19 protein-coding genes are annotated in these 26,391 nt (G+C 41.9%); 12 read left to right on the plus strand and 7 right to left on the minus strand.

The genetic code is table 11. The annotated features are described in order from the left end of the window. Window positions 1-298: 298 nt before the first annotated feature. Genes L2747_RS21480 through L2747_RS07835 form a run of 4 tightly spaced genes read right to left on the minus strand, consistent with a single transcriptional unit; the run spans window position 299 to window position 4,743 of the window. Window positions 299-2,272: a hybrid sensor histidine kinase/response regulator gene (locus L2747_RS21480; RefSeq protein WP_248998507.1), complete on the minus strand. Its 1,974-nt coding sequence runs from the start codon at window positions 2,270-2,272 to the stop codon at window positions 299-301. Between the two features lies 1 nt (window position 2,273). After that, window positions 2,274-2,570 (minus strand): hypothetical protein, encoded by a 297-nt coding sequence (locus L2747_RS07825; protein ID WP_248998508.1) that lies wholly within the window; start codon window positions 2,568-2,570, stop codon window positions 2,274-2,276. A 2-nt stretch (window positions 2,571-2,572) separates the two neighbouring features. Next, on the minus strand, window positions 2,573-3,778 hold the full coding sequence (locus L2747_RS07830; RefSeq protein WP_248998509.1) for an EAL domain-containing response regulator: 1,206 nt from the start codon (window positions 3,776-3,778) through the stop codon (window positions 2,573-2,575). Beyond that, window positions 3,775-4,743, minus strand: a complete 969-nt coding sequence (locus tag L2747_RS07835) for a helix-turn-helix domain-containing protein (RefSeq protein ID WP_248998510.1) — start codon at window positions 4,741-4,743, stop codon at window positions 3,775-3,777. Before L2747_RS07835 ends, L2747_RS07830 begins: the two co-directional genes overlap by 4 nt. 1,874 nt (window positions 4,744-6,617) lie before the next feature. Between L2747_RS07835 and L2747_RS07840 the strand changes: the two genes are divergently transcribed. The 9 genes from L2747_RS07840 to prpF all read left to right on the plus strand — a co-directional run bounded on the left by L2747_RS07840 (window position 6,618) and on the right by prpF (window position 21,166). Continuing rightward, window positions 6,618-7,508 (plus strand): LysR family transcriptional regulator, encoded by an 891-nt coding sequence (locus L2747_RS07840; RefSeq protein ID WP_248998511.1) that lies wholly within the window; start codon window positions 6,618-6,620, stop codon window positions 7,506-7,508. Window positions 7,509-7,598: 90 nt separating this feature from the next. Beyond that, on the plus strand, window positions 7,599-8,720 hold the full coding sequence (locus tag L2747_RS07845) for an efflux RND transporter periplasmic adaptor subunit (RefSeq protein ID WP_248998512.1): 1,122 nt from the start codon (window positions 7,599-7,601) through the stop codon (window positions 8,718-8,720). 8 nt (window positions 8,721-8,728) lie between these two features. Further along, complete coding sequence (locus L2747_RS07850) at window positions 8,729-11,806, plus strand: efflux RND transporter permease subunit (protein WP_248998513.1); 3,078 nt, start codon at window positions 8,729-8,731, stop codon at window positions 11,804-11,806. Between the two features lies 1 nt (window position 11,807). Beyond that, complete coding sequence (locus tag L2747_RS07855; protein WP_248998514.1) at window positions 11,808-13,277, plus strand: efflux transporter outer membrane subunit; 1,470 nt, start codon at window positions 11,808-11,810, stop codon at window positions 13,275-13,277. A gap of 516 nt (window positions 13,278-13,793) precedes the next feature. After that, the gene (locus L2747_RS07860; RefSeq protein WP_248998549.1) at window positions 13,794-14,450 is read left to right on the plus strand and encodes a GntR family transcriptional regulator; all 657 of its coding nucleotides are present in this window, start codon (window positions 13,794-13,796) and stop codon (window positions 14,448-14,450) included. Window positions 14,451-14,545: 95 nt separating this feature from the next. After that, the gene (gene prpB, locus L2747_RS07865; protein ID WP_220763063.1) at window positions 14,546-15,424 is read left to right on the plus strand and encodes a methylisocitrate lyase; all 879 of its coding nucleotides are present in this window, start codon (window positions 14,546-14,548) and stop codon (window positions 15,422-15,424) included. A 207-nt stretch (window positions 15,425-15,631) separates the two neighbouring features. Further along, a complete protein-coding gene (prpC, locus tag L2747_RS07870; RefSeq protein ID WP_248998515.1) occupies window positions 15,632-16,756 on the plus strand; it encodes a bifunctional 2-methylcitrate synthase/citrate synthase in 1,125 nt (374 codons plus the stop codon). Between the two features lie 152 nt (window positions 16,757-16,908). Next, window positions 16,909-19,524, plus strand: coding sequence for a Fe/S-dependent 2-methylisocitrate dehydratase AcnD (acnD, locus tag L2747_RS07875; RefSeq protein ID WP_248998516.1), 2,616 nt, complete (start codon window positions 16,909-16,911; stop codon window positions 19,522-19,524). 406 nt (window positions 19,525-19,930) lie between these two features. Further along, the gene (prpF, locus tag L2747_RS07880; protein WP_248998517.1) at window positions 19,931-21,166 is read left to right on the plus strand and encodes a 2-methylaconitate cis-trans isomerase PrpF; all 1,236 of its coding nucleotides are present in this window, start codon (window positions 19,931-19,933) and stop codon (window positions 21,164-21,166) included. Window positions 21,167-21,443: 277 nt separating this feature from the next. Here the strand turns inward: prpF and L2747_RS07885 are convergent, their stop codons facing one another. The 3 genes from L2747_RS07885 to L2747_RS07895 form a co-directional block, all read right to left on the minus strand. Then, complete coding sequence (locus L2747_RS07885; RefSeq protein ID WP_248998518.1) at window positions 21,444-22,136, minus strand: helix-turn-helix transcriptional regulator; 693 nt, start codon at window positions 22,134-22,136, stop codon at window positions 21,444-21,446. A 218-nt stretch (window positions 22,137-22,354) separates the two neighbouring features. Continuing rightward, a complete protein-coding gene (locus tag L2747_RS07890; protein WP_248998519.1) occupies window positions 22,355-22,831 on the minus strand; it encodes a GyrI-like domain-containing protein in 477 nt (158 codons plus the stop codon). Between the two features lie 218 nt (window positions 22,832-23,049). Next, the gene (locus L2747_RS07895) at window positions 23,050-23,433 is read right to left on the minus strand and encodes a VOC family protein (protein ID WP_248998520.1); all 384 of its coding nucleotides are present in this window, start codon (window positions 23,431-23,433) and stop codon (window positions 23,050-23,052) included. Window positions 23,434-23,781: 348 nt separating this feature from the next. On the opposite strand from L2747_RS07895, the gene L2747_RS07900 reads away from it, so the two are divergent. From L2747_RS07900 to L2747_RS07910, 3 genes are all read left to right on the plus strand, one after another. Continuing rightward, the gene (locus L2747_RS07900) at window positions 23,782-24,084 is read left to right on the plus strand and encodes a YkgJ family cysteine cluster protein (protein ID WP_248998521.1); all 303 of its coding nucleotides are present in this window, start codon (window positions 23,782-23,784) and stop codon (window positions 24,082-24,084) included. A 240-nt stretch (window positions 24,085-24,324) separates the two neighbouring features. Beyond that, a complete protein-coding gene (locus L2747_RS07905) occupies window positions 24,325-25,167 on the plus strand; it encodes a class I SAM-dependent methyltransferase (RefSeq protein WP_248998522.1) in 843 nt (280 codons plus the stop codon). Next, complete coding sequence (locus L2747_RS07910; protein WP_248998523.1) at window positions 25,164-26,255, plus strand: HNH endonuclease; 1,092 nt, start codon at window positions 25,164-25,166, stop codon at window positions 26,253-26,255. The genes L2747_RS07905 and L2747_RS07910 overlap by 4 nt, the downstream gene beginning before the upstream one ends. Window positions 26,256-26,391 lie beyond the last annotated feature (136 nt).

Below are 26,391 nucleotides of genomic sequence, written 5' to 3' on the forward strand. Positions count from 1 at the left end.
GCTCGAGTAGTGTATCTAGCGTATAATTCACTTGTTGTGGATTAGTAAGTAGTGAGGCATTTTGCTGCGAATTGAAGATTTAGAGCGGTTTACGATAGTTGTTTAGCTGGCCAGTTATACTGCTGCGGCAATCGCAGTTAACCTACCAAGGGCAAATGAGCGTCGCGGTATAGGCTTATTCAATGCTCAACACACGACAGTAACTTCTAACTCAACACGGCACAACTATCACGCACACCTCACCGCACTTTGCCCTACTTACATAGCGATATTATCTTGTATAGATTCTACTATCACCTTAACTTAGCGCTAAATACTGTTCCAGTTGATTGACTTTTAATGGTTTTTGTAAGAATACAATATCATTTGAAAGACTTAGTTTTGGGATTTCATTTTCGGAGTTAGCAGATAAAATGAAGTAGCGAAGGGAGTTATATCCATATTGTTTGAGTTTTTCTATTAGTGTTAGGCCATTGGATTCACCTAATATATAGTCCATCAATACAATTAATGGGGATTGTTCAGAATAACCATATTTACTCATGTAGCGCTGCAATGCTGTAATCGATTCCGCCTCATTAACAGCAGTAATGACCTTATAACCATTACTTTCTAATAGAGATTTACATACAGCGAGATCAAAGCGATTGTCTTCAACTAAAAGCACGACTCTATTTTTATTATTCACCCTTAACGGGTAAGTATGAGTTTGATGAGGTTTAGTATGATCAACTTTGCTTACTACATTCGCTTTAGTGTTAGTTAAATGGTGTTTATTTGACACTTTATAAGGGAAGTGAAATATCACCAAAGTACCTTTACCTGGTTGGCTTCTGATCTTAATTTTACCACCAATACTTTCAATCACTGACTTGGAAGTATACAAGCCTATACCGATACTTGGTTCCGCCTGCTTAACAGAAGAATAAGTGGTAAACGGATTTCTAAATGCTTCTTCCGCGCTTTTGACCATGCCATTACCAAAGTCTTTTATCGATACTCTGATGTAACCTAATTTAGCACTGTCATCTGTGTCACAAGGTAGTATTTTTATATCGTAAATAACCCTATTACCTGTACTGTGCTTAAAGGCATTATTAATAAAATTAGTGATTAGTTGATAGAATTGAGTTGAGTCTAGTTGAATAAATTGTGGGATCGGGCTCGATAATTGCATTACTATTTTTTTCTTGTGGACATCAATAAATGATTGATAATAGTCATTTAATTTACCTAGAAAGGCTTTAAGGTCTAATTCTTCATAGCATAACGAAAGGCATTCCGCGCTAGCTTTACTGTAGGAAAGAGCGTTCTGTGCAACACTATTAACTAAATTTGATGACCATATCAAATTATCAACGATCTCTTGTTCTTTTTTTCTACTGTAAGAAATTGTTTTTAATAAGTTTGCATAACCAACAACTGCATTAATAGGGGTTCTTATTTCATGGTTTAAGTTAGACAATGCAGCAAGTTTCGCATTATTCTCTCGTTGAACAGTTTGTTTATTAAGCAGGTTGTGCACGTAAATCGCCATTAAAAGTGATATACCTATGCCTAATAGTGAACAGTATGCAAGTAGTGTTAAAACTGTAAATAGCTCATCTTCAGCCGGGATGTAGTTTACGTAAATTAGAAAATTTGTACCGTATTTTGGTAACGTCATTATCTTGTAAGAATCAAAATTAATTAATGTAGATAAATGTCGATTTTTATAGTCTTTACATGCCTGATTACTTAGTGTCTGACTACCGATGGTTAACCTTAAGCAAAAATTTTGATTTTGTTCAAGTTTTTTCTGGATAAGGCTATTAGGAACTGCATAGATTAAGTATGGATCTTTAAAATGTTCTAGAGGGATGATTGTAGTAGTATAATTATCAAATTTAAAGCTGGTTTCTCCTCCAAATAAACTATTAAATTGTTTTTTATTTATCGTATCTTCGTAACCTGTATCGGATATAAAGTTTGGTTTTAAGTGTTTTCCAATAGTGAATGCTATGGCTGATTTTGATTTTAATATCTCACTTGAAAATAGAGAAAAATTTTCATGGCTAATTGGATTTCTAGTTTCAAAAAGAATGCGTAATGCATCAATAACCATGCCTTGTTGTTTAAAAATCTCCCTTGAAGATTCAAAAATTTGTTTTGTTTTGTTTTGGTAAAATGAGTAAAAGCCATTCTGCATTCGTTTCCAAGTTGCAAACGTCGACGCAGTTGTTAGAGTCAAACCGATAATTAGAACGAGATAACTAAGCCTTTTTTGCTTCACGTTAACACTCCTTCAATAATTGCTGTAAGGCTTCAATATTTACCAAAAGTAATTTTTTTGTAGGTGGTTCTTTGCAAATTTCTTCATTGCTTAAATTTAAGTATTTGCATAAGCCTTTATATTTATGATGATAATCTGTTACTGATTGGATATCTGTATGATTAAGTTCTACAATGTCATACTGCAAAGCTGTAAGCTCCAGTATTAACAATTTATGGAGGTGTTTTTTGGTTTCAAGGTCAAATTGACTAAAGAATAGAGAGACCTTTTCAGATATGTTTTGTTTCGTTAAGTTCATTATCACCCTCCAATAGCTTTCGTATAGTTATTAATCCATTCAATTAAATAGCGCCCTTCAATAGGTGGACTATAATAAAAACCTTGAGCATACTGACAGTTCAATTCGGTTAATTTATTCACAACAGCTATTGTTTCCACACCTTCAGCAACTACTTTTACATTGAGCTTTTTTGCCATATTGATAATGGCAGTAACTATGGCGTGGTGCTGTTCATTAGTATCTATATCTGTGACGAAATCTTTATCAATTTTTATTTCATCAAAAGGAATAGAGTCTAATCTTTCTAAGCTTGAATAACTTTTTCCAAAATCATCTAAAGACACTTTGATTCCATTGATAATTAACTTAACGATGGCTTGCGACGTTGCTGTTTTATTTATTGTTTGCTGTGACTCTGTTAGTTCTAGTGTTAAATTTATATCGTTGTTTTTATTGTGTTTCCCTATAATGTATTCAACAAAATCTTCAGAGTCCAAATCATGCGCACTTATATTTATAGCTAAATTATAGTTTTTTAATTCATTTATTGATTTCCATTGACTTAAAGCTTGGTTTAGTACTAACTTCGTTAATCTATGGTTATTTTTTGTTTGTTCGACGATAGGTAGGAAATTTTTAGGAGAGATAAATTTATCACCCTTTATATAAAGACGGGACAGTGCTTCAAACCCAATTATCTTTTGGGTGGTGATGTTTATTTTTGGTTGGTAACATAATAATAAATTATCGTGATTGATTAAGTTTCTTATATTTTCTGTGTTACATAGGCTAGGGGGGGATGTATAGCTTTTTTTTGTTTTTTGTTTTTTATTTTGTTGTAAGAATTCAAGGTAAATATTACGAACATTTAATGGTTTTTTAAATACGCCAATTAGGTTTAATCTATGTTTCTTGATAATATTTTTAACTAAAGATAACGCCCGAGTATTTGTTGAGCTTATGATTATCAAAGGCGTCTCTAAATCTTTAATCGCCACCATATGACTAATTAGGGTCAGCCCATCTCCTTCTTTCATCTTCAAATCTAAAATGATTAAATCCAATTTATTGCTAGCGGGGTGATTAGTTCTATTAAAAAATGCTATAGCGGCATTTGCACTGCTAGCCTCTTCTATCTGTATCATATTGCTAATAACAACTTCTTCAAGCTGTTGTTTAATAATGCTTCTTATGAACATTTGATCATCTACGATAAGAATCTTCATATGTTCTTACCTTTGCCAACACTAGTTAAAAAGTCGTTAAGTTGCATAGGGGTGATAACTGCGAGCTTCAATAAAAAACGATTCGCCATTACTTCAGACCGAGTGATTATGTAAGAGCTTACTTGTACAGTCTTTTGTAATAACTCAATATTTTTAACTTTGAATGGTTCTAGTTTAGCCTTATTTAGTTTTTTTATGAGGCTTCCATTACTGGTTGAGAAGCACATAAATCGTAATTGTTTCTGTTCCGAAAATTTGTTGATATAGGTTGACATTATGCTATTTTCAACTTGCTTCGTGGCACCCGCTGATGAAAGCACTAACATGGTGTTGTGTTGGCTTTCATTGTGAATATTCTTTTTTATTATGTTTTCTAAGTTTGTGGTGAAATTAACTAACTCTAATGTTGCTTTGGTAGTCGATGTTAAGAATAGACAATGACCAATGATCTGCCTATTAAAAGCCGTAGCAATAGTTATCTTTAAGTCCCCCAATCTATCAAGCATTTCTAATGGTAGCTCAAAATTAATTGTTGGATTACCTTCGTATCTCATGATCATCTTTAATACTAGGTAAAAACTTTCATCATCGATGTCTATAGTGTGTATTTGATAGTTATCATTACGAAAATATGGATGGTTTGACTTTTGATTTATTGGATCTGTTTCCATGATTAATTCACTTGATTCTCTAATAAATTGTTTGTCGTCACTATAGATACTGGTTAATTCATCGTCATATAATTCGACTATTTCAGCCTGTTTTGCTAGTGAAGGAATATTTACGCCACGTTCCCAACGACTTACAGTGATAGAATCTAAGTTATAAAATAAGCTACTATGTTGACGAAGCTGTAAACATAACTGTTCCTGTGATATCGAGTTATTCGATCTTATTTTCTTAAGAAATGTTGAGAATACATGTGCTTTTTGGTCTTCAGCGTCTGAGTAGTTGGTAAAGGTCATAACGTGTTCCATTTTTTCTTAAATGTCTCAATATTTGTATATATAGTTCTTCGCTCACTCCATCGATGGCTTCTGGATACCGAACTGTATATAAAATCCAAAGCCTCAGTTTTGCTTTCTTAAAGTAGAGCCCCGTTATTTTTTCATTTTCCATCGAATAAGCATTTTTCTAATCTATATTAGTGATTGATTATGGAGTCTAGAACAGGGCCAATATTAATGACACGGCAACTTAATTTTCCTTGTAGTCCCAGACTGCCTAGCCACTAACAGATATTGATTTATCGACTATGCACTATTTGTATTAAAACATCAGTTATTGTTCTATCCAAATTTTTGCTCTTATTTAATAGAACACTAGGTTATTAATTTAAGGTGTCTTATGTTTATTATTAATATTGATTAAGAAGTGGGTGAGGTTAACTGATAGATGTGATGATTATTTTTGGACTTAGTACTAAGTAACATATTGATATCGCGTTACTCTCAGGTTTACCTTCATGTGGAGTGGTTTTTTGATGTGACTTTTATTATCTACCTTGTCATAAAAAGTTCATAATAAATAAGGTGCGAATTAAATTTAACAAATGAACTTAGATTAGGAGTGATATCTTTTACCTCTTTAGGGGGGCTGGTGTTGAGTAACTTCAATGACAATGCAGCAATACTTATCAGTAGTGAAATAAATTGTGTATATTTATCTAAGTTGCTATCGAGCTAAATCCTTATACAAGGCAAGTTAGGCAGCTTACCGGTCAGTCTTGATGCGCTGCGTCGGACAAATATGTTCATAGATGTGTTGTAGCAGCAAAAAATAAACTGGACATATGACAATAACTCTATTTATAACGCTCGGGATAAATAGGCAGATAAAGAGTTGTTTTTTTGCTAACTCATTATTCCGTAAAGTCCTGATAGCAGCGTTTATTAAATTGTCTCCAATAGTTAATTGTGTTAAGTAAAGCAATGGCGACCTAAGAAAAGACGAGAAATGCAGCGTTTAAGCTGCTGCATTTTTATAAAAGCCACTAGGTTAAGTCTTGTTAAATTATCCGACTATCATAGCTTGTAATTCTGCAATAATTCAGCTGTTAAAGCTGTTTTTCAACTTAGCAAACTCTTAATTTTAATTCTGTTAAACACTTTGTTCAAACCCATGTAGGGTAGAATCATTCCTAAGCTATTTAGCCCTTTGATGCGCATGCCATACCTTTGTACAGATTGCTATATCTGACATAACAGGTTTTCACCTCATTCATTTCTTCAGCCATGCCAGAAGCCATGACTATGGACCGTAACAACAAAATTGGGTCAAAGTTTCTATGATGCCGGGAACGGGATTGGCTGCTGTGCAATTAATAGTGAGATCGGCAATAAATAGTAATGTTTGGGTGTTGGGATAAGCTAAGACGCTTATTTCCACTTCATATTTTTACGTTACCGGCATGATAGGCCCTGTAAACCAGCAGATAACAAAGCTTTCATCAACATACTGCTAGCTCTTTTAGAGCTTATTTGAGGCAACATTTATGGCTACAGATTTAGGTTTAAACAGAGGAAGGCACGCACAGGCTTACCAACAAACCTTACGGCTCACCTTACGAACTCATCTTGTAAAACAATAGCTTATACATATTTAAATCAATAGGTTATTGGTTTGTGTGAACGCATGGTTTTACCACCGTCTAATAGTTTAATGAAGCATATTAGCGCTGAATTAATCCGAAGATATTCTAGCGAGTTTAGTTTGCTATGGTTTTGTGGACTAAGCCACATACACATTAACTACATTATTAACCTAGACACAAAAAGGTTACAGTTTCTAAATAGAGCCTTTATTTAGCTCGCTGTACCTAAAGTCTATGAGGTGAACAATGCGAATTGAAGATTTAAAGCTGTTTACGATTGTGGTTAAACTTGGGAGTTTTACCGCTGCAGCAACGGCACTGGATCTACCGCGCGCAAATGTTAGCCGCCGTATTGGTGAGTTAGAGAAATCACTCAATGCCCAGCTATTTTTTAGAACCACCAGGCAGTTACGTCTAACTCAACACGGCGAAGCCTACTATCACGAGCTGCTCACTGTACTTGATGGATTTGAGCAAGCTAAGAATAAACTGCTCGATGTTGATGAAAATCCAGTTGGAAAAGTAAAGCTGGGCTTTTTACCTGAAAGTGACGAAGCACTGCAACCAGCATTAGCCAAGTTTCAGCGACTGTATCCCGATATTGAGTTAGACCTTCGTTTTACCAATAACTACGTCAACGACATTTACAGTCAGGGTTTAGACTTTGTATTGCATGCGGGTAAGATAAAAGATTCAGGTTTTATTGCGCGTAAACTCTTAAGTTTGGGCCGTGGCATGTACGCCAGTCCCGATTATCTAGCAGAGCACGGCGCACCAGCCAATTTAGATGAACTTACACAGCATCAAACTATTTGCTATCGCTGGCCTGATGGAACACTTGATGATAATTGGGATCTCATTAGCGACAGCGTAAAAGTGAATTGTAAAGTCAGCTGTAATCACATGGGCTTTATCAGGCGAGCCATTGTTGGTGGGCAGGGGATAGGCTTTATGCCGCCGTTATTTGCGTTAGCCGCAATCGAAAACAATCAATTAGTACGGATTTTGCCTGAGTACGAGTCTAAGAAAGAAGATGTGTGGTTAATCTACCCAGATAGAAAAGGCATCAGTTTACCGACACGGTTATTGATTGACTTTTTATTACAAGAAATTCCTGAAATGGCTTCTTTGTCATGATTATCGTGACAGTGTTGTACGCATTCGGCAGATTATCTCAATAAGTTAAACACTTAGACTCTCCCTTAATAAATATTACGGGAGAGAGTAATGAAAAAACCAACCTCTAGCAGTCTTAAGCGACCAGTAACACAGCGACTAATCCTTGTTAGCACCATACTGGCGGCAACAGGCTGCAGCGAAACGCCAATATCCCAAGAGCAAGACGCGCAAACACATCAGCATCGTCCTGTGCAGATTCTATTGCTCGACGATTCCCAGCAGAGCAATATCAGACACTTTTCTGGCGTATTAGAAGCCACTAAAACCGCACATCTCGCTTTTAAAGTTCCTGGCACCATTGAAGCCATTTTGGTTAAAACGGGTGATAGCGTCGTTAAAGGCCAAGTCCTCGCTAAGTTAGAACCCCATGACTACCAAGTAACCGTTGTTGAGTTAAAAGCACGTTTAGCCGAGGCAAATGCTGCACACGACTTGGCTAAAGTGGAGCTAGCACGTGTAAAAACTGCCATTGCTGATGACGCGATTTCACAAGTCAATTTAGATAGAGCTCAAAGCGGTTACAAGCGCAGTTTAGCTATGGTTAACGTGATGAAGCAAAACCTTCAAAAAGCCCAAGATGCCCTTAGTTACACCGAGCTAACGGCACCTTTCTCTGGCGTTATTGGTGCTAAGAATCAGCAAACCTTTGAACAAACTGCGCCGGGCACAGCACTGTTTTCATTACATCAACTCGGCAATATGAAAGCCGTTATTGATGTACCCGAAAATCTCATGCCTCAACTGCAAGGGTCGCAACAAGCGCAGGTGCATTGGTATGGTCAAGACAAGCCTTACACCGCTTCGTTAAGTGCCATGGACACAATGCCTCACCCAATCAAGCAAACATATGAGGTTGAGTTTGTTATTGCTCAAAGCACAACGGCATTACCGGGTAAAGCGGTCGATGTCTCGGTGACATTCGACAGTGATACGCCTAGCTATTGTGTGCCCTATGGCGCGTTAGTTGGCAAGTTTGAAAGCAATAGTGTTTACGTGGTGCATGAGCAAACAGTGATTGAGAAAAATGTCACTGTACGCTCTTTTGGGCAAAATAAAGCCTGTATTAGTGGCGACTTATCTCAAGGAGATGCGCTAGTAACCGCTGGTGTGCATTACCTTAAACCAAACCAGCGAGTCACCAATACTGTTGCTAAAGCATTTAGCTACTAGGAGTCATGATGAATTTAGCTGAATTTGCGATAAAACAACGGGTATTTGTACTGTTTTTTAGTGTGCTATGTGTGATTGTCGGTTTAGTGTCTTACTTTGAGTTAGGCAAGTTAGAAGACCCTTCCTTTACAGTCAAAAGTGCAGTCGTTGTCACGCTTTATCCTGGCGCTTCCGCCAAAGAGATTGAACTGCAAGTGACCGATAAAATAGAGACTAAGCTGCAAGAGATGGGCGCAATGTGGAAGCTTCGCTCCTTGTCTCGCCCGGGTAGCTCAATGATATTTATCGATTTGAAAGAATCGACTAATTCAAAAGAATTACCACAGCAATGGGATCTATTACGTCGCAAGGTAGAAGATGTGAAGCTCTCTTTACCTGCAACAGCGCAAATCAGCATAGTGCAGGACGAGTTTTCTGAAGTCTACGGTATGTTGTTTAGTGTTTATGGCAACAATGCGCAACCAGAAGAGTTACGTCAATATGCTAAGGAGCTACAGCGCCGGATAAAAACGCTAGATGGCATTAAGAAAATTGAGTTGCATGGTGTTCAAAGCCAAGCGGTTTATATCGACTTACCTGAACAAAGATTAGCTAAATACGGCATTTCTTCTGCTCAAGTGATCAATCAATTATCTACTCAGAATCTTACCTTCGATAGTGGTAGCTTTGCGGCGGATGCTGAGCGGATCCGTATCGATCAAAGTAGTGCCTTTAAGTCTGTGCAAGATATCAAGGACCTGACAATTAAAGGCGGAATAGGCCAATACAGCACAGGTCTAATTAGGCTTGGTGATATTGCCGATGTCACTTTAGGGTACAAAACCCCAGCAACAACACTGAGCCGTTTCAACGGTGAACCCGCGGTTAGTTTAGCGGTCAGCCCAGTTGAAGGCATAAATGTGGTGAGCCTAGGTGAATCACTGACCGCAATTATTAATGATTATCAAGCAGAGTTACCCGTCGGAGTGGAAATCGGCACCATTGCTTTTCAGCCTGATGAAGTTGAAAAGTCGATTGAAGAGTTCGTTGTTAACTTGCTTGAAAGTGTAGCAATTGTATTTGCCGTACTTTTGATCTTTATGGGTTTTAAAAGCGCGACAATCGTGGGTAGCAGTTTGCTGTTTACCATATTGCTAACGCTTATTTATATGTACCTAGCAGGGGTTGATCTACAACGTGTATCACTGGGTACGTTTATTCTGGCCTTAGGTATGCTGGTGGACAACGCCATTGTGATCACTGATCTATTTGTGGTCAAACTCAACAAAGGAATAGCGCGTACCAAAGCGGCGATTGATGCAGTAAAAGAAACGGCTAAGCCGCTGTTAGCCGCCACCGTCATCGCGATTATGGGCTCAAGTCCTGTGTTGTTTTCGCAAACTGACGCTGGTGAGTTTGCAAGCTCAGTGTTTTTAATTATCTGTTCATCACTTTTATTTTCATGGTTAGTAGCAGTAACCCTAACGCCGTTATTGTGCTGGTTATGGATAAAGCCAAACACTAAAAAAGAACAACAACATAAAACGAATCGCTACCAGCTTGCAGTGGGCTGGACGGTTAAAAATCCACTAAAAGCCATATCTATGGTGGTCCCACTATTGCTAATCACCGCGATGGCTGTGCCTTATGTTGCTATCAATTTTATTCCTAGCTCAGACCGTCCAATGGTATTCCTAGACTATTGGTTACCTAATGGTTCCAAGATAGAAAGCACATCAGAGGATATGAAAAAAATTGAAGGTTGGTTGTTAAAACAGCCTGAGGTTACCACGATTTCAAGCTATATCGGCGCAAGTGCACCGCGCTTTTCGGTCACTGTAGAGCCTGAGCCATATGATCCTAGTTATGGTCAGGTGGTGATTAACGTGGCGGAATATGACGCTATTACCGATCTTGTTAAGCGGGGCGACGCTTGGTTAGCGCAAAACTTCCCAAATTCTGAGCCACGCTTTAGAGCATTAAAATTGGCGACTAAGGACAAATTTAGCATTGAAGCAAGATTCACCGGATCTGATCCACAGGTGCTGCACCAGTTATCAGAACAAGCCAAAGTAATATTAGCTAGCCATCCAAACATTAAGTATGTGCGCGATGATTGGCGTCAACTCAGTAAAGTGATTGAGCCGATTATCAATCAAGAGCAAGCAAGGCGCGCAGGTATTAATCGCACTGATATTTCGCTAGCCATTAAGCGTGCAACAGAAGGCGTGACATTAGGCACGCTTAATCAAGGCGATCAGATAATCCCGATTAGCTTTAGAAGTGCAGATGCCGACTTGAGTTATTTGGAAACACTACCCGTGCGTTCACTGCTAGGTGTGCATAGTGTGCCACTAGGCCAAGTGGTTGACGGCTTTGAACTTAAGGCCGAAGAGAGCATGATTTGGCGCAGAAACCGGATGCCCACCATTACTGCACAGGCTGATGTTTTTGATATCACTCCAGCAGAGGCAAGAAATCAAATAAAACATCAAATTGAGGCAATAGAACTACCAGCAGGCTATGCCTTTGAGTGGGGCGGTGAGTATTACGACGAAAATCGCGCCATAACCGATACCTTGAGCCAGTTACCTAAGGCATTGTTGATGATGATAGTCATTATGGTCGCCATGTTTAATGGTTTTAAACAGCCGGCAATCATTTTGATCACATTGCCATTAGCGGCAATAGGTGCAACCTGGACGTTACTACTCATGGACAAACCATTTGGTTTTATGGCGTTAATCGGTGCTATTACGTTATCTGGCATGATCATCAAAAACGGTATTGTGCTGATGGATCAAATAGAGCTTGAGCGTGCAAATGCAAAGCCTCTGCAAGAGGCTGTATTAGCGGCAACACTTAATCGCACCATGGCAATCTCAATGGGAGCATTAACAACCGCTTTAGGCATGATCCCATTATTAAGCGATAGACTGTTTGATCAGATGGCAGCAACTATTATTGGTGGTTTGGCCGCAGCGACCGTGCTGTCGTTATTTATTATGCCCGCCTTCTATTGTCTGTTTTATCGCAATAGCGACGAGCAACAGCAATCAACTCAAATCGAACCACTTATCGCGCAACCTGCATTGGAGCAAAAATAATATGAAACTTTTAAAACTGGCTCCACTTGCAGTGGCGCTCATTGTCTCTGGATGCGCGGTTGGCCCAGATTATCAAGTGCCGACAACTCAGCTGCAATCTGAGTATTTGAATCAAAATATTCAAGGAACAATAGCGGCAGGAGCTCACGCTGAACAGCTGCATGCTTGGTGGTATCAATTTAATGATCCTGTGCTTAATCAACTCGTTGTGGATGCTCAAAACCAAGCGATTCCTCTAAAAGTTGCAGCGGAGCGTATAAAAATGGCGCAGTCTTACCAAACGGCAATTGAGTCATTTAAAGTGCCAACGGTGAATATAGGAGCGGGTTTTGGTAATGCACAGATAAGTGAAAACGATCCGCTGTTAGGTGGAGCAATTACAGCCACCAATCCATTAACCGGTGAAGCGCTGGGTTTAGTGGATGACAATAACAGTGCATTTTTTGCAGGTGGCAATATTGCTTGGCAAGCTGATCTATTTGGTCAAATAGACAGGCAGTCTCAAGCCGCGGCAATACGCAAAGAGCAAGCAGTGATCATGCGTGAGGGATTAACAACATTAATTACCTCTGATGTCATCCATAATTACTTGCAAATGCGCGGCGCCGAGGAGCGTAAACAAATTGCATTAGATACGGTTAGCGATCAAAAACGCACTTTAGATCTGGTTAAACTTATGGTTAAGAGTGGTTATGGCTCTAAGTTGGATGAAGCACAAGCCAAAGCGATGCTCGCGGTAACGCAATCGGTTATTCCGCAGTTAGAAATTGCCGAGAATGCCCATCGCCAGCGTTTAGCTATTTTACTTGGAGAAACCCCCAAACAGGCGCTGCAGCGCTTTAGCCAAAATATGCCGTTACCAGACTTTACAGGAGTGATCCCAACCGGTTTACCATCTGATCTGCTTAATCGTCGCCCAGATATTCGAATGGCAGAGCGAGAAATGGCAGCCTTAAACCAAGAGCAGGGCGCAGCAATCGCGGCGCAATACCCAAAAGTCTTTTTAACTGGGTCGCCGGGCGTTCTGGCTAAAGACTTTGATGATCTATTTAGCAGCGACTCAGTCGCATGGTTAGGTAGTTTAGGCATTAGTTGGAATGTGTTTGATGGTGGCCGTGGTGACGCCATGGTTGAGTTACAACAAGCGCGTTTCGACGTAAGCGTGCTGAGGTATCAACATTCAGTCATTGCAGCATTCGGTGAAGTAGAAACCTTGTTACAGGGCTACGGTCATAGTCAGCAGTATGTGCAACTGGTCATCGAAGCTGAGGCTGAAACCACGATAGCGGTCAATAAAGCGAAATCCTTATATAAGGCCGGATTAAGTGATTACCTATCAATTCTAGATGCCCAGCGTCAGCAAAACATGCTTAAAGACCGTGTAGTTGCCGCCAAACTACAGACTGCACATATGACAATAGGCCTACATAAAGCGCTTGGGGGAAATTGGAGTGTAGAAGATGGTGTTTAACTAACTTGTTTTGCCGTAATAGCCTGATAGCACGCCTTTATTTAAATGTCGCTATTAGGCAATTGGCTTAGGGCTGCAATTACAGAATAAAACAAGATAACTAACATAAGACAAGTCAACAAATGCAGCGTTTAAGCGCTGCATGTTTATGTATAAAGCCGCTAGCTTAGTCTTATTCAATTACCCGACTATCACAGTTTTTAATCCACTAAGCTGCCAGTTGCCAGTTGCCAGTTGCTAAGTGTCAGATGCCAGTTATTAGAGCAGTCAGTTGTTAAAGCTGCATTGCAACCTACCCAATTGTTAATCTAAATACTATTAAACACCTTGATCAAATCAGTCTTGTTTTAACGAAAAACTGTAAAAGTTTTTTGCCTTAATTCGCTAATAGGTTAAAGAGTGTCTCTTAGACTTTACTCTAATGTTGTCGACAATTTGTCGGTTCATTGTTGACTATTTGTTTTTAAATGGCTAGATTGTCGACAATCCATTAAGAGCTAATATTCTATTTTGCCAATGACATTCTTTAACGAACAACCGGTTACCAGCGCAGATAAAACCTTCTTTCAGCTACGCAAAGCGATAGTGGAAGGCGAGATCGAGCAGGGCTCCAAGCTGAGTGAAACCGAGTTGTCGACAAAGTACAGTGTAAGCCGGGCGGTCGTGCGCGAAGCGATTAATCGTTTAGAAGCAAGCCACCTAGTTGAGCGCAAAGCCAATGTTGGCGCACGAGTTGTTAGTTTAACGCCAGCAGGGTTACTTGAGCTTTATCAAGTACGCGAATCCCTTGAAGGCATGGCGGCACGGCTTGCGGCAATAAATATGACCGATCAAGAAATTATTGATTTACAAACACTACTCAATAGCCATTTTGAGACGGTTCAGTCAGCGGGCAGTTATTACCAAGAAGCCGGCGATGTCGACTTTCATTACCGTATTATCCAAGGCAGTAAAAATAAGCATTTAATCTCAATGTTGCTCGACGGTATTTACCATTTAGTACGCATGTATCGCGTACAGCTCGGCATGACGGGCCCGAGAGTGACCACCGCCTTTGATGAACATAAACACATAGTACAAGCAATTTGTAATCGTGACGCAGAGCTAGCAGAGATGCTGATGCGTCGCCATATTCTGTACTCGAAAACCAGTATTGAAAATAAGCTGGCATAGGCACAGGTAATTAAACAGATAAAAATACAACATCAAAATAAGTTTGCAGGGCGATGAGTTAGGCGCCGCACATAATCAACAAGAAGGAAAAACACATGAGCGCAGGTAAGAAGTTTCGCGAAGCGTTAGCCGCTAATAAGCCCCTACAAATCGTGGGTACCATCAATGCTTATTCAGCCATGATGGCGAAGAAAATTGGTCATCAAGCTATCTACCTTTCTGGTGGCGGTGTAGCAAACGCATCATACGGTTTACCGGATCTTGGCATGACATCGCTCAATGATGTGATTGTTGATGTGCAGCGTATAACTTCTGCTTGTGACTTGCCGTTAATGGTTGATATCGATACCGGCTGGGGCGGGGCGTTCAATATTGCTAAAACGATTCGCGATATGGAAAAAGCCGGCGCTGCCGCGGTGCACATGGAAGATCAAGTCGCGCAAAAGCGCTGTGGTCATCGCCCCAATAAAGAGATTGTTTCAACAGAAGAGATGGTCGATCGCATTAAAGCGGCTGTAGACGCCCGCACCGATCCTGACTTTTTCATCATGGCGCGTACAGACTCGTTCGCTCAAGAAGGCTTAGAAGCGGCAATTGCGCGTGCTAAAGCCTATGTGGCAGCAGGCGCTGACGGCATTTTTGCAGAAGCGGTGAAAACGGAAGAGCATTATCGCGCATTTAGCGACGCGCTAGATGTGCCAATTCTTGCCAACATTACTGAATTTGGCCAAACCGAATTGTGGAATAAAGAACAGCTAGGCGAGTGGGGCGCATCAATGGTGCTGTACCCATTAAGTGCCTTTAGAGCCATGAACAAAGCGGCTGAAATGGTGTACAGCTCAATACTTGAAAATGGCGACCAAAAGGCGGTAGTAGATTCAATGCAAACACGAATGGATCTATACGATTACCTGGGTTACCACGATTACGAGCAAAAGCTAGATAAGCTATTTGCTGAAGGAAAGAACCTGTAACTGCTGACTAGCGGTAATAGGCAATAAATGAATTAAGTAAAACGGCAGTAAAGCATAAGTTATCCATCGCCAAGCTGCCAAATATTGAGAAACACCTATTAGATAAAACCTTACAAACGTTTGCATGATGGATAAGCGCAAACGTAATAAATATAAAAATAACTTGCAGCTAAGGCTGACGGGTAAACAAATAAAAGGAAGAGAGCAATGGTTGATAAGAAGATTGGTGGCGCAGGTCTACGTGGTCAAAGCGCAGGTGAAACATCTTTATGTACAGTAGGTAAGTCAGGCTCTGGCTTAACCTATTGTGGTTATGACGTATCAGATCTTGCTGATAACGCTTCATTTGAAGAAGTGGCTTACTTGCTTTTTAACGGCGAGCTACCCAATCAAACCCAGCTTGATCATTATAAAACCGAGCTCTTTGCCCTGCGCGATCTTCCAAAGGCGTTAAAAGAAGTACTGCAACGTATTCCAGCAGACGCCCACCCAATGGACGTGATGCGCACCGGTTGTTCATTCCTAGGTAACCTAGAGCCAGAAGCCGATTTTAGCGAGCAAAACCAAGCGGCAAATCGCTTATTAGCCGCGTTTCCGGCCATCATGTGTTACTGGTATAAGTTCTCTCATGAAGGCGTTGAAATAGACTGCGTAACCGATGAAGACTCTATTGGTGGTCACTTCTTACACCTACTTAATGGCAAAGCACCATCTGAGCAGCACCGCCGCGTAATGGACGTGTCGCTGATTTTGTACGCCGAGCATGAGTTTAATGCTTCAACCTTTACCGCTCGCGTGTGTGCATCAACCTTATCAGATATGTTCTCGTGTATTACAGGCGCCATCGGCACCTTACGTGGCCCACTGCATGGCGGCGCGAACGAAGCAGCAATGGATATGATCCAGCAGTTTAGCTCACCTGAAGATGCAAAAATCCAAATGGCTGGCATGCTTGAGCGTAAAGAAAAGATCATGGGCTTTGGTCATGCGATTTATCGCACCTCAGATCCACGTAATGTGATCATCAAAGCCTGGTCAGAAAAGTTGGCAAACGAGTTTGGTGACACCTCACTTTATGATATCTCAGTCGCTTGTGAAGAGTTCATGTGGGATACCAAGAAGCTATTCTGTAACGCTGACTTCTTCCATGCATCTGCTTACCATTTCATGGGCATTCCAACTAAGCTGTTTACCCCAATATTTGTTTGTTCACGCCTAACGGGTTGGGCTGCACACGTAATGGAGCAACGCTCTAACAACCGTATTATCCGCCCAAGTGCTGATTACACTGGTAGCGAGCCACGTAAAGTTAATCCTATTAGTGAAAGATAGTCATAATAAATAACGATAAAGGCAGGTTACTCTGCCTTACTGTTAGGTAAGTGATTGTAATTTAGGTTTTTAGTGGGATGAAAATATTGCAAGGACCTAGGACCTAGAAGCGAAGCGCCCTCTAACCTGTACGAATTAAACTGGAACGCCCTATGAATACCCAATACCGTAAACCTTTACCCGGTACCGATCTCGATTATTTTGATACCGAAGCTGCGGTTAATGCTATAAGCCCAGGCGCTTATGCAAAGCTACCTTATTGCTCTCGTGTCTATGCCGAGAACCTTGTACGTCGCTGCACAACAGAAACATTAACCGACAGCCTTAAACAGATCATTGAACGTAAACGCGATTTGGACTTTCCGTGGTATCCCGCGCGCGTAGTGTGTCACGATATTCTAGGCCAAACCGCGTTAGTAGACTTAGCAGGCCTACGTGATGCCATTGCTGACAAAGGCGGCGACCCATCAAAAGTGAACCCAGTTGTGCCAACTCAGCTGATTGTGGATCACTCTTTAGCGGTTGAGCACGCGGGTTTTGAAAAAGATGCCTTCGAGAAAAACCGCGCGATTGAAGACAGACGTAACGACGACAGATTTCATTTCATTAACTGGACTAAAACTGCCTTTAAAAATATTGATGTTATTCAGCCGGGTAACGGCATCATGCATCAAATCAACTTAGAGAAGATGTCGCCTGTTGTGCAAGCGCGCGATGGCGTGGCGTTTCCTGATACCTTAGTCGGCACCGACAGCCACACGCCGCATGTTGATGCTTTAGGCGTTATCGCTATTGGAGTTGGCGGCCTTGAAGCCGAAAGCGTTATGCTGGGTCGACCATCTTATATGCGTCTGCCCGATATTGTCGGTGTAGAGCTGGTGGGGCAACGTCAAAGCGGCATTACCGCAACGGATATTGTACTGGCGATTACCGAGTTTTTACGTAATGAAAAAGTGGTTTCTACTTACCTTGAGTTCTATGGTGAAGGCGCAGCCAATTTAACACTGGGCGACCGTGCAACAATCTCAAATATGACCCCAGAATTTGGCGCCACCGCAGCCATGTTCTATATCGACGATAAAACCATTGACTACCTTAAACTAACTGGCCGAGACGACAGCCAAGTTAAGCTAGTAGAAACCTACGCTAAGCAAAGTGGTTTATGGGCCGACAGTTTAAAAGAAGCGGAATACGAGCGAGTACTGCGTTTTGATTTATCAAGTGTAGGCCGTAATATTGCTGGCCCATCAAACCCACATCGCCGTGTATCTACGGCCGATCTAGCCGCAAAAGGCATTAGTGCTCCTTATGCTAACAAAGCAGAAGGGGAAGCAGGCTTAATGCCCGATGGTGCGTGTATTATTGCCGCCATTACCAGTTGTACTAATACCTCAAACCCACGCAATGTGATTGCCGCAGGCTTATTGGCTCGTAATGCTAATGCTAAAGGCTTAACCCGTAAGCCTTGGGTTAAAACCTCATTAGCACCGGGATCAAAAGCGGTGCAGCTATATCTAGAAGACGCCAATCTATTACCTGAGCTAGAAGCCTTAGGCTTTGGCATTGTCGGCTTTGCCTGCACCACCTGTAATGGCATGAGCGGCGCGCTGGATCCTGTGATTCAACAAGAAGTGATCGATCGTGACTTATACTCTACAGCGGTATTAAGTGGTAACCGCAACTTCGACGGCCGCATTCACCCTTATGCTAAACAAGCCTTTTTAGCGTCGCCGCCATTAGTTGTCGCTTATGCTATTGCGGGCACCATACGTTTTGATATTGAAAAAGATGCCTTAGGGCAAGATGAGCATGGCAACGACATTTTACTTAAAGATCTATGGCCGTCTGATGAAGAAATTGACGCGGTAATCGCCCAAAGCGTTAAGCCTGAGCAGTTCCGCAAAGTATACGAGCCAATGTTTGACATAAAAGTTGAATATGGCAGCCAAAATGATCCGCAATACGATTGGCGTCCACAAAGTACCTATATTCGTCGCCCACCATATTGGGAGGGCGCATTAGCAGGTGAGCGCACCATGAAAGGCATGCGTCCGTTAGCGGTACTCGGTGACAACATCACCACCGACCATCTATCGCCTTCAAACGCGATTATGCTCGACAGTGCTGCTGGCGCTTACTTGGATAAAATGGGCTTACCAGAAGTTGATTTCAACTCATACGCAACGCACCGTGGAGACCACTTAACGGCGCAGCGTGCCACCTTTGCTAATCCAAAATTGTTTAATGAAATGGTGACGCAAATTGGCCGTAATGGCGAAGTTGAGGTGAAGCAGGGCTCTTACGCTCGCATTGAGCCAGAAGGTGTTGAATCACGCATGTGGGAAGCAATTGAAACCTACATGGAACGTAAACAGCCGCTGATCATTATTGCGGGCGCTGATTACGGCCAAGGTTCAAGCCGCGACTGGGCTGCAAAAGGTGTGCGTCTTGCTGGTGTTGAAGTGATTGTGGCTGAAGGATTTGAGCGTATTCACCGTACTAACCTTGTCGGTATGGGCGTATTGCCGCTTGAGTTCACTAATGGTGCTAATCGCCATACTTATCAGATTGATGGCACAGAAACTTACGATGTACTTGGTGAACGTACGCCGGGCGCAATGCTCACGGTAATTATGATCCGTAGTAATGGTGAAACAGTTGAGATCCCAGTTAAGTGCCGACTCGATACCCTTGATGAAGTCTCTATCTATGAAGCAGGCGGCATACTCCAGCGCTTCGCCCAAGACTTTTTAGAGTCCTCAACGTAGAAAAGAGTCTTCAAGAGAGCCATCAGCGGATAGAGAGTAGAGTTTGAATCTTTGCTCTTTAATCTTGGTGTTAAAAAGAAGCCTTGGATGGTGGAGATACCATCCAAGCTTAGACTCGGTAGCCTAGATGAAGTCTCCACCTATGAAGCGGGCGGATTTCAATTAGTTCAGCCAATAATAGAGTAGAGCTTTAGTATTTTCTCTTTAATCTCGCAGCTGTAAGTAGATACTTTTATATCGTTATCCTGATGAGACGCCGCAAGTACATCCTTGTAGGCTCTGCGGTGGCATCGAAGCTAAAAAAGCCACCAAGGCTCATCTTTATAACGATATAAAACCTCACGCTTATGTTGTTTCATTTTACATATGACTAAATGACTCAAACAGTATTAAAACGGTAAAACACATGACCACATCAACAGATCCAAAACCAAAATTTGCGCCACAAATCAAAGTGCCTGCCACCTATATGCGTGGTGGCACCAGTAAAGGGGTGTTTTTTAATTTAACCGATTTACCTATTGAGGCGCAGGAAGCAGGCGCTGCGCGTGATGCCTTGTTACTAAGAGTCATTGGCAGCCCAGATCCTTACGGTAAACAAACCGATGGTATGGGCGGGGCAACATCCAGTACCAGTAAAACGGTTATCTTAGCTAAAAGCGATAAAGCCGATCACGACGTTGACTACCTATTTGGTCAAGTTGCCATCGACAAACCGTTTGTTGATTGGAGTGGTAACTGCGGCAACTTAACTGCAGCGGTCGGCTCATTCGCTATCAGTAACGGTTTAGTCGATAGCAGCCGTGTACCAGAAAATGGCATTGCTGTGGTGCAAATTTGGCAAAAAAACATACAAAAAACCATTATTGCCCATGTACCTATCACTAATGGTGAAGTGCAAGAAACCGGTGATTTTGAGTTAGATGGCGTCACGTTCGCTGCAGCTGAGGTGCAAGTTGAGTTTTTAGCCCCAGCAGATGGTGAGGGCGCTATGTTCCCAACCGGTAATTTAATTGATGACTTAGCTGTACCTACTGATGTTGTAGAAAGTGGTGTATTGCAAGCCACCATGATCAACGCTGGTATTCCAACCGTGTTTATTAACGCCAGCGAATTAGGTTACAACGGCGCTGAACTGCAAGATGCCATTAACGGTGATGCAAAGGCACTTGCCATGTTTGAAACCATCCGCGCTTATGGCGCAGTGCAAATGGGGCTAATCAAACATATCGATGAAGCGGCAACCCGTCAGCATACGCCCAAAGTAGCAATAGTGGCGCCGCCGATAGATTACACTTCATCAAGCGGTAAACAGATTGCCAAAACCGATATCGACTTAAACGTGCGCGCCTTGTCTATGGGCAAACTGCATCACGCCATGATGGGCACTGCTGCAGTGGCAATTGGGACCGCAGCGGCAATACCCGGCACCTTAGTGCAGATAGCTGCCAGTCAAAGCCTGAGTCTGAGCAATAGTGCTAGTTCGGACTCTGTCACCTTTGGTCATCCATCAGGTACCCTAAAAGTAGGCGCTGAAGCGACTGAAGTCGACGGTAACTGGCAGGTGAATAAAGTGGTAATGAGCCGCAGCGCAAGGGTGTTAATGGAAGGTTGGGTTCGCGTACCTGCCACTGCTGTTTAGCACCTCTAAAATCTAGAGCTAAAAACAACAAAGCAGGCGATTCGATAATGAATGCCTGCTTTTTTTATGTGGTACGTGCTTGGAAAATGCCGGTCATAGCCTCTTTAAGGGGCTATTTATTAGGGGCTATTTATTAGGGGCTATGTATTAGAAGCTTGATTCACAAATTTATTGAGTACTTTGTTAATAGCGCGAACAACAGTTTCAGTCACTCTTACAATCACAATTTCAATCACTCTTACAATCACTTTTACAACCAGAGCGGCAATAACAACCGTTAAGAATAAGTCCCGCCGTATTCAGCTTCCATCAACTTAATGTAGTCATGCATCTCTTGCCCGGCAGTAACGGCAAAGTAGCGGCGTAGATTGGTGATATTAATGATTCTATCGACTCTGAAATTTCTAAAGTCATTACGTAACTCACACCAAGCGAGTAACGTCCAAGTGCCTTTCCAAAAGTAGATCGCGAGCGGTCGCAACTCTCGTTGAGTACAATCATCTTTTGCATCGCGGTAATCCATTAATAGGTATTCTCGCAGGCGAGAAGCTTTCCGCAGTGCATCTAAAAATTTAAATTCGTCATTGTCGATGTAAAAGTCGGGGGCAAACATCAACGACTGATATTCCTTTAAGCGCTCGGGCAAAACTGATTCGACTTTTATCATCGCCTGTTTTGCCGCACTCGATAACTCGCTGCCGCCCCAGGCTTGCACCATGCGCATCCCTACTTGAATTGCTTCAAGCTCAGCCTCGTTAAACATCAGCGGTGGCACGCTGACTTCTTGCCTAAGCAGGTAACCCACTCCAGCTTCGCCCTCAATAGGAATGCCGCTTAAGCATAAATCTTGAATATCGCGATATACGGTTCGGGTCGATACCTCAAGCCGTTCGGCCAATTGCTGCGCAGTAGTTAAACGGCGACTACGGAGTATTTGAACGAGCTGAAATAATCGGTCTGCACGGCGCATAGGGTTCCTGCAAGCTAGGGTTATGGTTTTCTTTGGTTAAGGCTTTTTAAAAGGCCCTGATTATTTTACTGATGTTACCCAGTGACTGTACAAAGTTACTGCACCGAGTGACTGTACTCAGATAGCAAACACAGTGGCTGTACCTAGCCGTTATAAAGAGTAGTTATAAATAGTAGCTGTAAATAGTAGCTGTAAATAGTAGCAATCTATAGCCGCTATTAGTTAACACCAATATAAATATCGACTCCGGCAGTGGAGGTGTAACACTCGTAATCGGTGTCAAAACTGCGCTGAAATGGGCATTCTTTTGCTTCAAAATAATGCCATATTTGCTGCCAAAGTGCGATTATCACCGCTGGCATTTCGCCAGTGGCACTAAATTTTAAGTATTTGCCTGCAACTAAATCAACCTCAGTTAAATCTGCGCTAGCGGGTTCGCGAAGTGTTAAGCCTGCCAGAATAGAATACTGCCCATTATGGTCAGACTCATAGTGGTAGTAACAACCGTAGATAGGTGAGGTGGTATTACTACTGACTTCAGGGCGCTGCATAAACGCTTGCCAGAGAGGCATAATCTTTTGCGTCGCTTGGTGTTGCTCAGCCTTATTTGAAGTCGTGACCGCGAGCCCAAAGACCTTAATAGCAGGCTGATTAACTAGCTGTGGCGATGATGTTTCATTACTAATTTTATTCATTCCATATTCCTTTCTTGGCTCTGCCAAATAAGCCGTCCATATAAGCAGGCCAATACAAACAGAGAAATTCTTATAAATAATCAGTTGCTTGCCGCTATGGCAGCAAGCGCACTGTGTTGTTTACGCTAAAAGCGCCTTTCTTGTATCAAATATTAGTTTTTTTTAAATTAGCTTTATCGCGCTATTTCCTCGTTCTAGCAATAGCACTAGCACTAGACCTATTTCTCCTTGGACCAAAGCCCAACCGTATTACCTTCGCTATCTTCAAATAATGCAATAAAGCCACATTCGCCGTCTTTAATTGGCATAACAGGAAGTAAGATTTTTACGCCAGCCTGGCTAATGCGCTCAACTAATGGAGTGAGTTGCGGGCTTAAATGCAAGTAAAGTACGCTGCCGTACGCAGACGGTTGCATCATTTCGTGCTTCACCAAGCCTATGGTAGCCGCTTCTTTATCAGTAGTTTCTAGAACGGCCATCTCCATATCGTTCATAGTTTCACGGTGAAAGCTAACATCAAAATGCTTGCTATAAAAAGCCACGGCTCTGTCCATATCAGCGACTGCAATCTCTCCCCAAACTAACGGTGCTTGTTCCAACATAATTAACTCCTTTTAAGATCAATACCAGCTAAGTGGCACTTGATATAAGCGCCATCGCTTAGCGTTGAAACAAGCATAAATGAGGGCTACTGACAGCATAGTGTCAGTAGTGTTTTGCATATTTGATTTGTAGGGGTAACGGTTGCCCCTTATTAGCAGAGAAGTCTTATTTCATAAGCGATCGCGCTGTAAAAATGAGCGTTTATCGTTTGTGTCGTGTGCAATAAATCGAAAAGCGACTAAATCTATAACGAATTGGGCTAGAACAAGCCCTCAACGCTGCAAATAGATCGAGAAAATTGCAGTTTTAGCGTATCCTAGCGGCCATTAAATTTAATACTGCTGTTTATGAACATTGACGTAAAAGACATATCCGATCCGGTAATCAACGCTGAGATCACCTGTTCAAACTGCCAAGCCTGTTGCTGCCGTTTAGAAGTGATGATCGTGACAGATACAGGTGTTCCCGATGAACACATCAGCATTGACGAATATGGCGCCGAAACCATGTTACGCCTCGATGACGGCTGGTGCTCCGCAGTCGATAGAGACACCCTAATGTGCACTATTTATGAGAACCGCCCATGGATCTGCCGTTTGTTTGAGATGGGATCTTATGAGTGCATCAGCGAGCGCAAAGAGCTGCTTTAAAAGAACTGTTTTAAATGGCTCTTTTAAAGAACTCCTTTAAAGAGCTTTTTTAAAAACATCGTTTGAGGTTTAGCTAAACACAGGATTTGTTTATCGTGACCTCAATCATGCTATTTCGATTTAAACATATGATCTAGATGTTCTTTTAACGCGCTGAGTATGATAATTTATTTGGATTAAATAAGCGCCTAATAACAATCGAACAACCAAGAAAAAGGCGCAATACAAAGGAATGTATTAGTGGTTTCTATAGCCAAACAGCAAGACACTGCCAGCTTTTATAATACCCATGCGGCTAAGCTAGCTGCCCAGTATCAATCAACTTCATTTGAGCTAGTGCACGAGTCTTGGGTTGCGCATTTAACTGATGTCTTTGTTTCTCATGCCAGTTCTCATATTAGCTCTCATATTGGTTCTCATAGCATTTCCAATGCTAGCTATCACACTAACTCTTACGCTAGTTATCAATCAGCTTTAACCGATCCCACTGTGTATTCCGCAAGCATTAATGTGCTGGATATTGGCGCAGGCTCCGGCCGTGATGTTAAATATCTAGCAGAGCAAGCAACAAGCCAGCAAAGTGTTGCTGTCTATGCCATAGAGCCCGCAAGCGAATTAGCTGCAATAGGCAAAAGCTTAACTCAAGACCTTAACGTCACTTGGATACAAGACTCACTCCCGGCGCTTAATACATTAAGTAAAATGTCTGACCTTAACCAAGCCAACCTGCGCTTTAAGCTCATTTTACTTAGCGCTGTTTGGATGCACATTCCTGAATCACAAAGGCTTCAAGCGCTTACACGTTTAGCCGAATTGCTTGAACCTCAAGGCAAGTTGATTATCACCTTACGTCACGGACCAAGTGGTGATGAGCGAGAAATGCATCAGGTAAGTATGCAAGAGCTAGAAACGCTGTGCCAAAACTTGAGTGATAACAGCCTAAAGCTAACGATTATCGATAGCGTCAAAGCTGAAAAAGATAAGCTAGGTCGAGACAAGGTTTACTGGGAAACGCTAGTACTGCAAAAGGTAACCAAGCAGGGTGACGATATTGAGATGCAATCGACGGGTGAACAGTCATGAGCGAATCTTTATTTCAACATGTTGATGCACAAACTCAAGTTAGCTTTATTAGTTATTTGCAGCGTTTGTTAGTCGAAGGGGAGTTTACCGCAACCTATAAGTTTGCCTTACTGCACGCCTTAGCTGATATCTGTATCGAGCGACCACTGCACAGTGATGTTACCGCCAACCTGCACGATGCATTAGACAGTGTGATCACCATAGACGAGTTAGTGGTGAAATTTATCGAACTGTATTGGCAACACTCTTTACCTTATAACGGCGTGGGTGATGAAGCATTTGTACTGTTACAAAACTCTGGCGGTCAATCGGCATTGGTACAAGATTTAGCGGCGTTTCGCCAGCAAGGTATACGTACCCTTGGGCAGTTAAAACAACATGCAGGCTGGAATAAGTTAGTCAGTAAAACCCGAAGTACTTTTAAGCAAGGCCCACTTTGGCGATTACAGTTGCTTGCGGGTAAAGAAGAGTGCTTTTACTACAACCACGACAAGACGCAAAAACATATTGTGCTTAAACCTGGCATCGCTTTTTGCTTTAGGCGTTTTTACGATTTAGTCGTATCACTCTCAAGAACCCACTGGACACAAAAAGTCAGTGCATTCCCCGCAAATTTCAACGTACTTGGCGGCAAAGGTAACTTATCTGAATTTTTGTTCGGTTGTGACCGCAGCTCAATTATCAGTGCTAGACCGCTACTAACCGAGATCCAAAAAGGTAAATGCTTTTACTGTAATAAGCCGCTGAAAAACGATGGCAGCAATGCAGCCGAAGTGGATCACTTTATCCCGTGGGCGCGATATCCAAACGATCTCGGCCACAACTTTGTTTTAGCACATCGCAGTTGTAATAACGCCAAGCGTGATCACTTAGCTGCCCAGCGTCATAAAGAGCGTTGGTATGAGCAAAACATTATAAACAACACTGCACAAATCACATCAGAGCTAAGCCAGTATTTTATTTGTGATAGTTCTCGCTCTGAAGCCATTACCGCTTGGGCGTATCAGCTAGCGCACCAAGGAGAATCGCCATTGTGGCTAGCGGACAGGGAGTTTGAAGCTTCAACAAACAAAATGTTTGCATATTAATCAAAAACTATTTTTTATTAATTTAATGCACGTATTTTATACCGAGTGGAGCAAATATTATGCGAAACCGGAGCGTGAATATATTAAGTCGAGAGTAAGTAACTTTACGTTTAAACCTATTGATGAATAGTTACTT

It is taken from the genome of Shewanella marinintestina (genome assembly GCF_023283845.1).
GTDB classification, from domain to species: Bacteria; Pseudomonadota; Gammaproteobacteria; order Enterobacterales; family Shewanellaceae; genus Shewanella; species Shewanella marinintestina.

Coding starts and splice junctions, on each gene's coding strand:
- L2747_RS07825 (WP_248998508.1), bottom strand. CDS start 2,570: ATGAACTTAACGAAACAAAACATATCTGAAAAGGTCTCTCTATTCTTT.
- L2747_RS07830 (WP_248998509.1), bottom strand. CDS start 3,778: ATGAAGATTCTTATCGTAGATGATCAAATGTTCATAAGAAGCATTATT.
- L2747_RS07835 (WP_248998510.1), bottom strand. CDS start 4,743: ATGACCTTTACCAACTACTCAGACGCTGAAGACCAAAAAGCACATGTA.
- L2747_RS07840 (WP_248998511.1), top strand. CDS start 6,618: ATGCGAATTGAAGATTTAAAGCTGTTTACGATTGTGGTTAAACTTGGG.
- L2747_RS07845 (WP_248998512.1), top strand. CDS start 7,599: ATGAAAAAACCAACCTCTAGCAGTCTTAAGCGACCAGTAACACAGCGA.
- L2747_RS07850 (WP_248998513.1), top strand. CDS start 8,729: ATGAATTTAGCTGAATTTGCGATAAAACAACGGGTATTTGTACTGTTT.
- L2747_RS07855 (WP_248998514.1), top strand. CDS start 11,808: ATGAAACTTTTAAAACTGGCTCCACTTGCAGTGGCGCTCATTGTCTCT.
- L2747_RS07860 (WP_248998549.1), top strand. CDS start 13,794: ATGACATTCTTTAACGAACAACCGGTTACCAGCGCAGATAAAACCTTC.
- prpB (WP_220763063.1), top strand. CDS start 14,546: ATGAGCGCAGGTAAGAAGTTTCGCGAAGCGTTAGCCGCTAATAAGCCC.
- prpC (WP_248998515.1), top strand. CDS start 15,632: ATGGTTGATAAGAAGATTGGTGGCGCAGGTCTACGTGGTCAAAGCGCA.
- acnD (WP_248998516.1), top strand. CDS start 16,909: ATGAATACCCAATACCGTAAACCTTTACCCGGTACCGATCTCGATTAT.
- prpF (WP_248998517.1), top strand. CDS start 19,931: ATGACCACATCAACAGATCCAAAACCAAAATTTGCGCCACAAATCAAA.
- L2747_RS07885 (WP_248998518.1), bottom strand. CDS start 22,136: ATGCGCCGTGCAGACCGATTATTTCAGCTCGTTCAAATACTCCGTAGT.
- L2747_RS07890 (WP_248998519.1), bottom strand. CDS start 22,831: ATGAATAAAATTAGTAATGAAACATCATCGCCACAGCTAGTTAATCAG.
- L2747_RS07895 (WP_248998520.1), bottom strand. CDS start 23,433: ATGTTGGAACAAGCACCGTTAGTTTGGGGAGAGATTGCAGTCGCTGAT.
- L2747_RS07900 (WP_248998521.1), top strand. CDS start 23,782: ATGAACATTGACGTAAAAGACATATCCGATCCGGTAATCAACGCTGAG.
- L2747_RS07910 (WP_248998523.1), top strand. CDS start 25,164: ATGAGCGAATCTTTATTTCAACATGTTGATGCACAAACTCAAGTTAGC.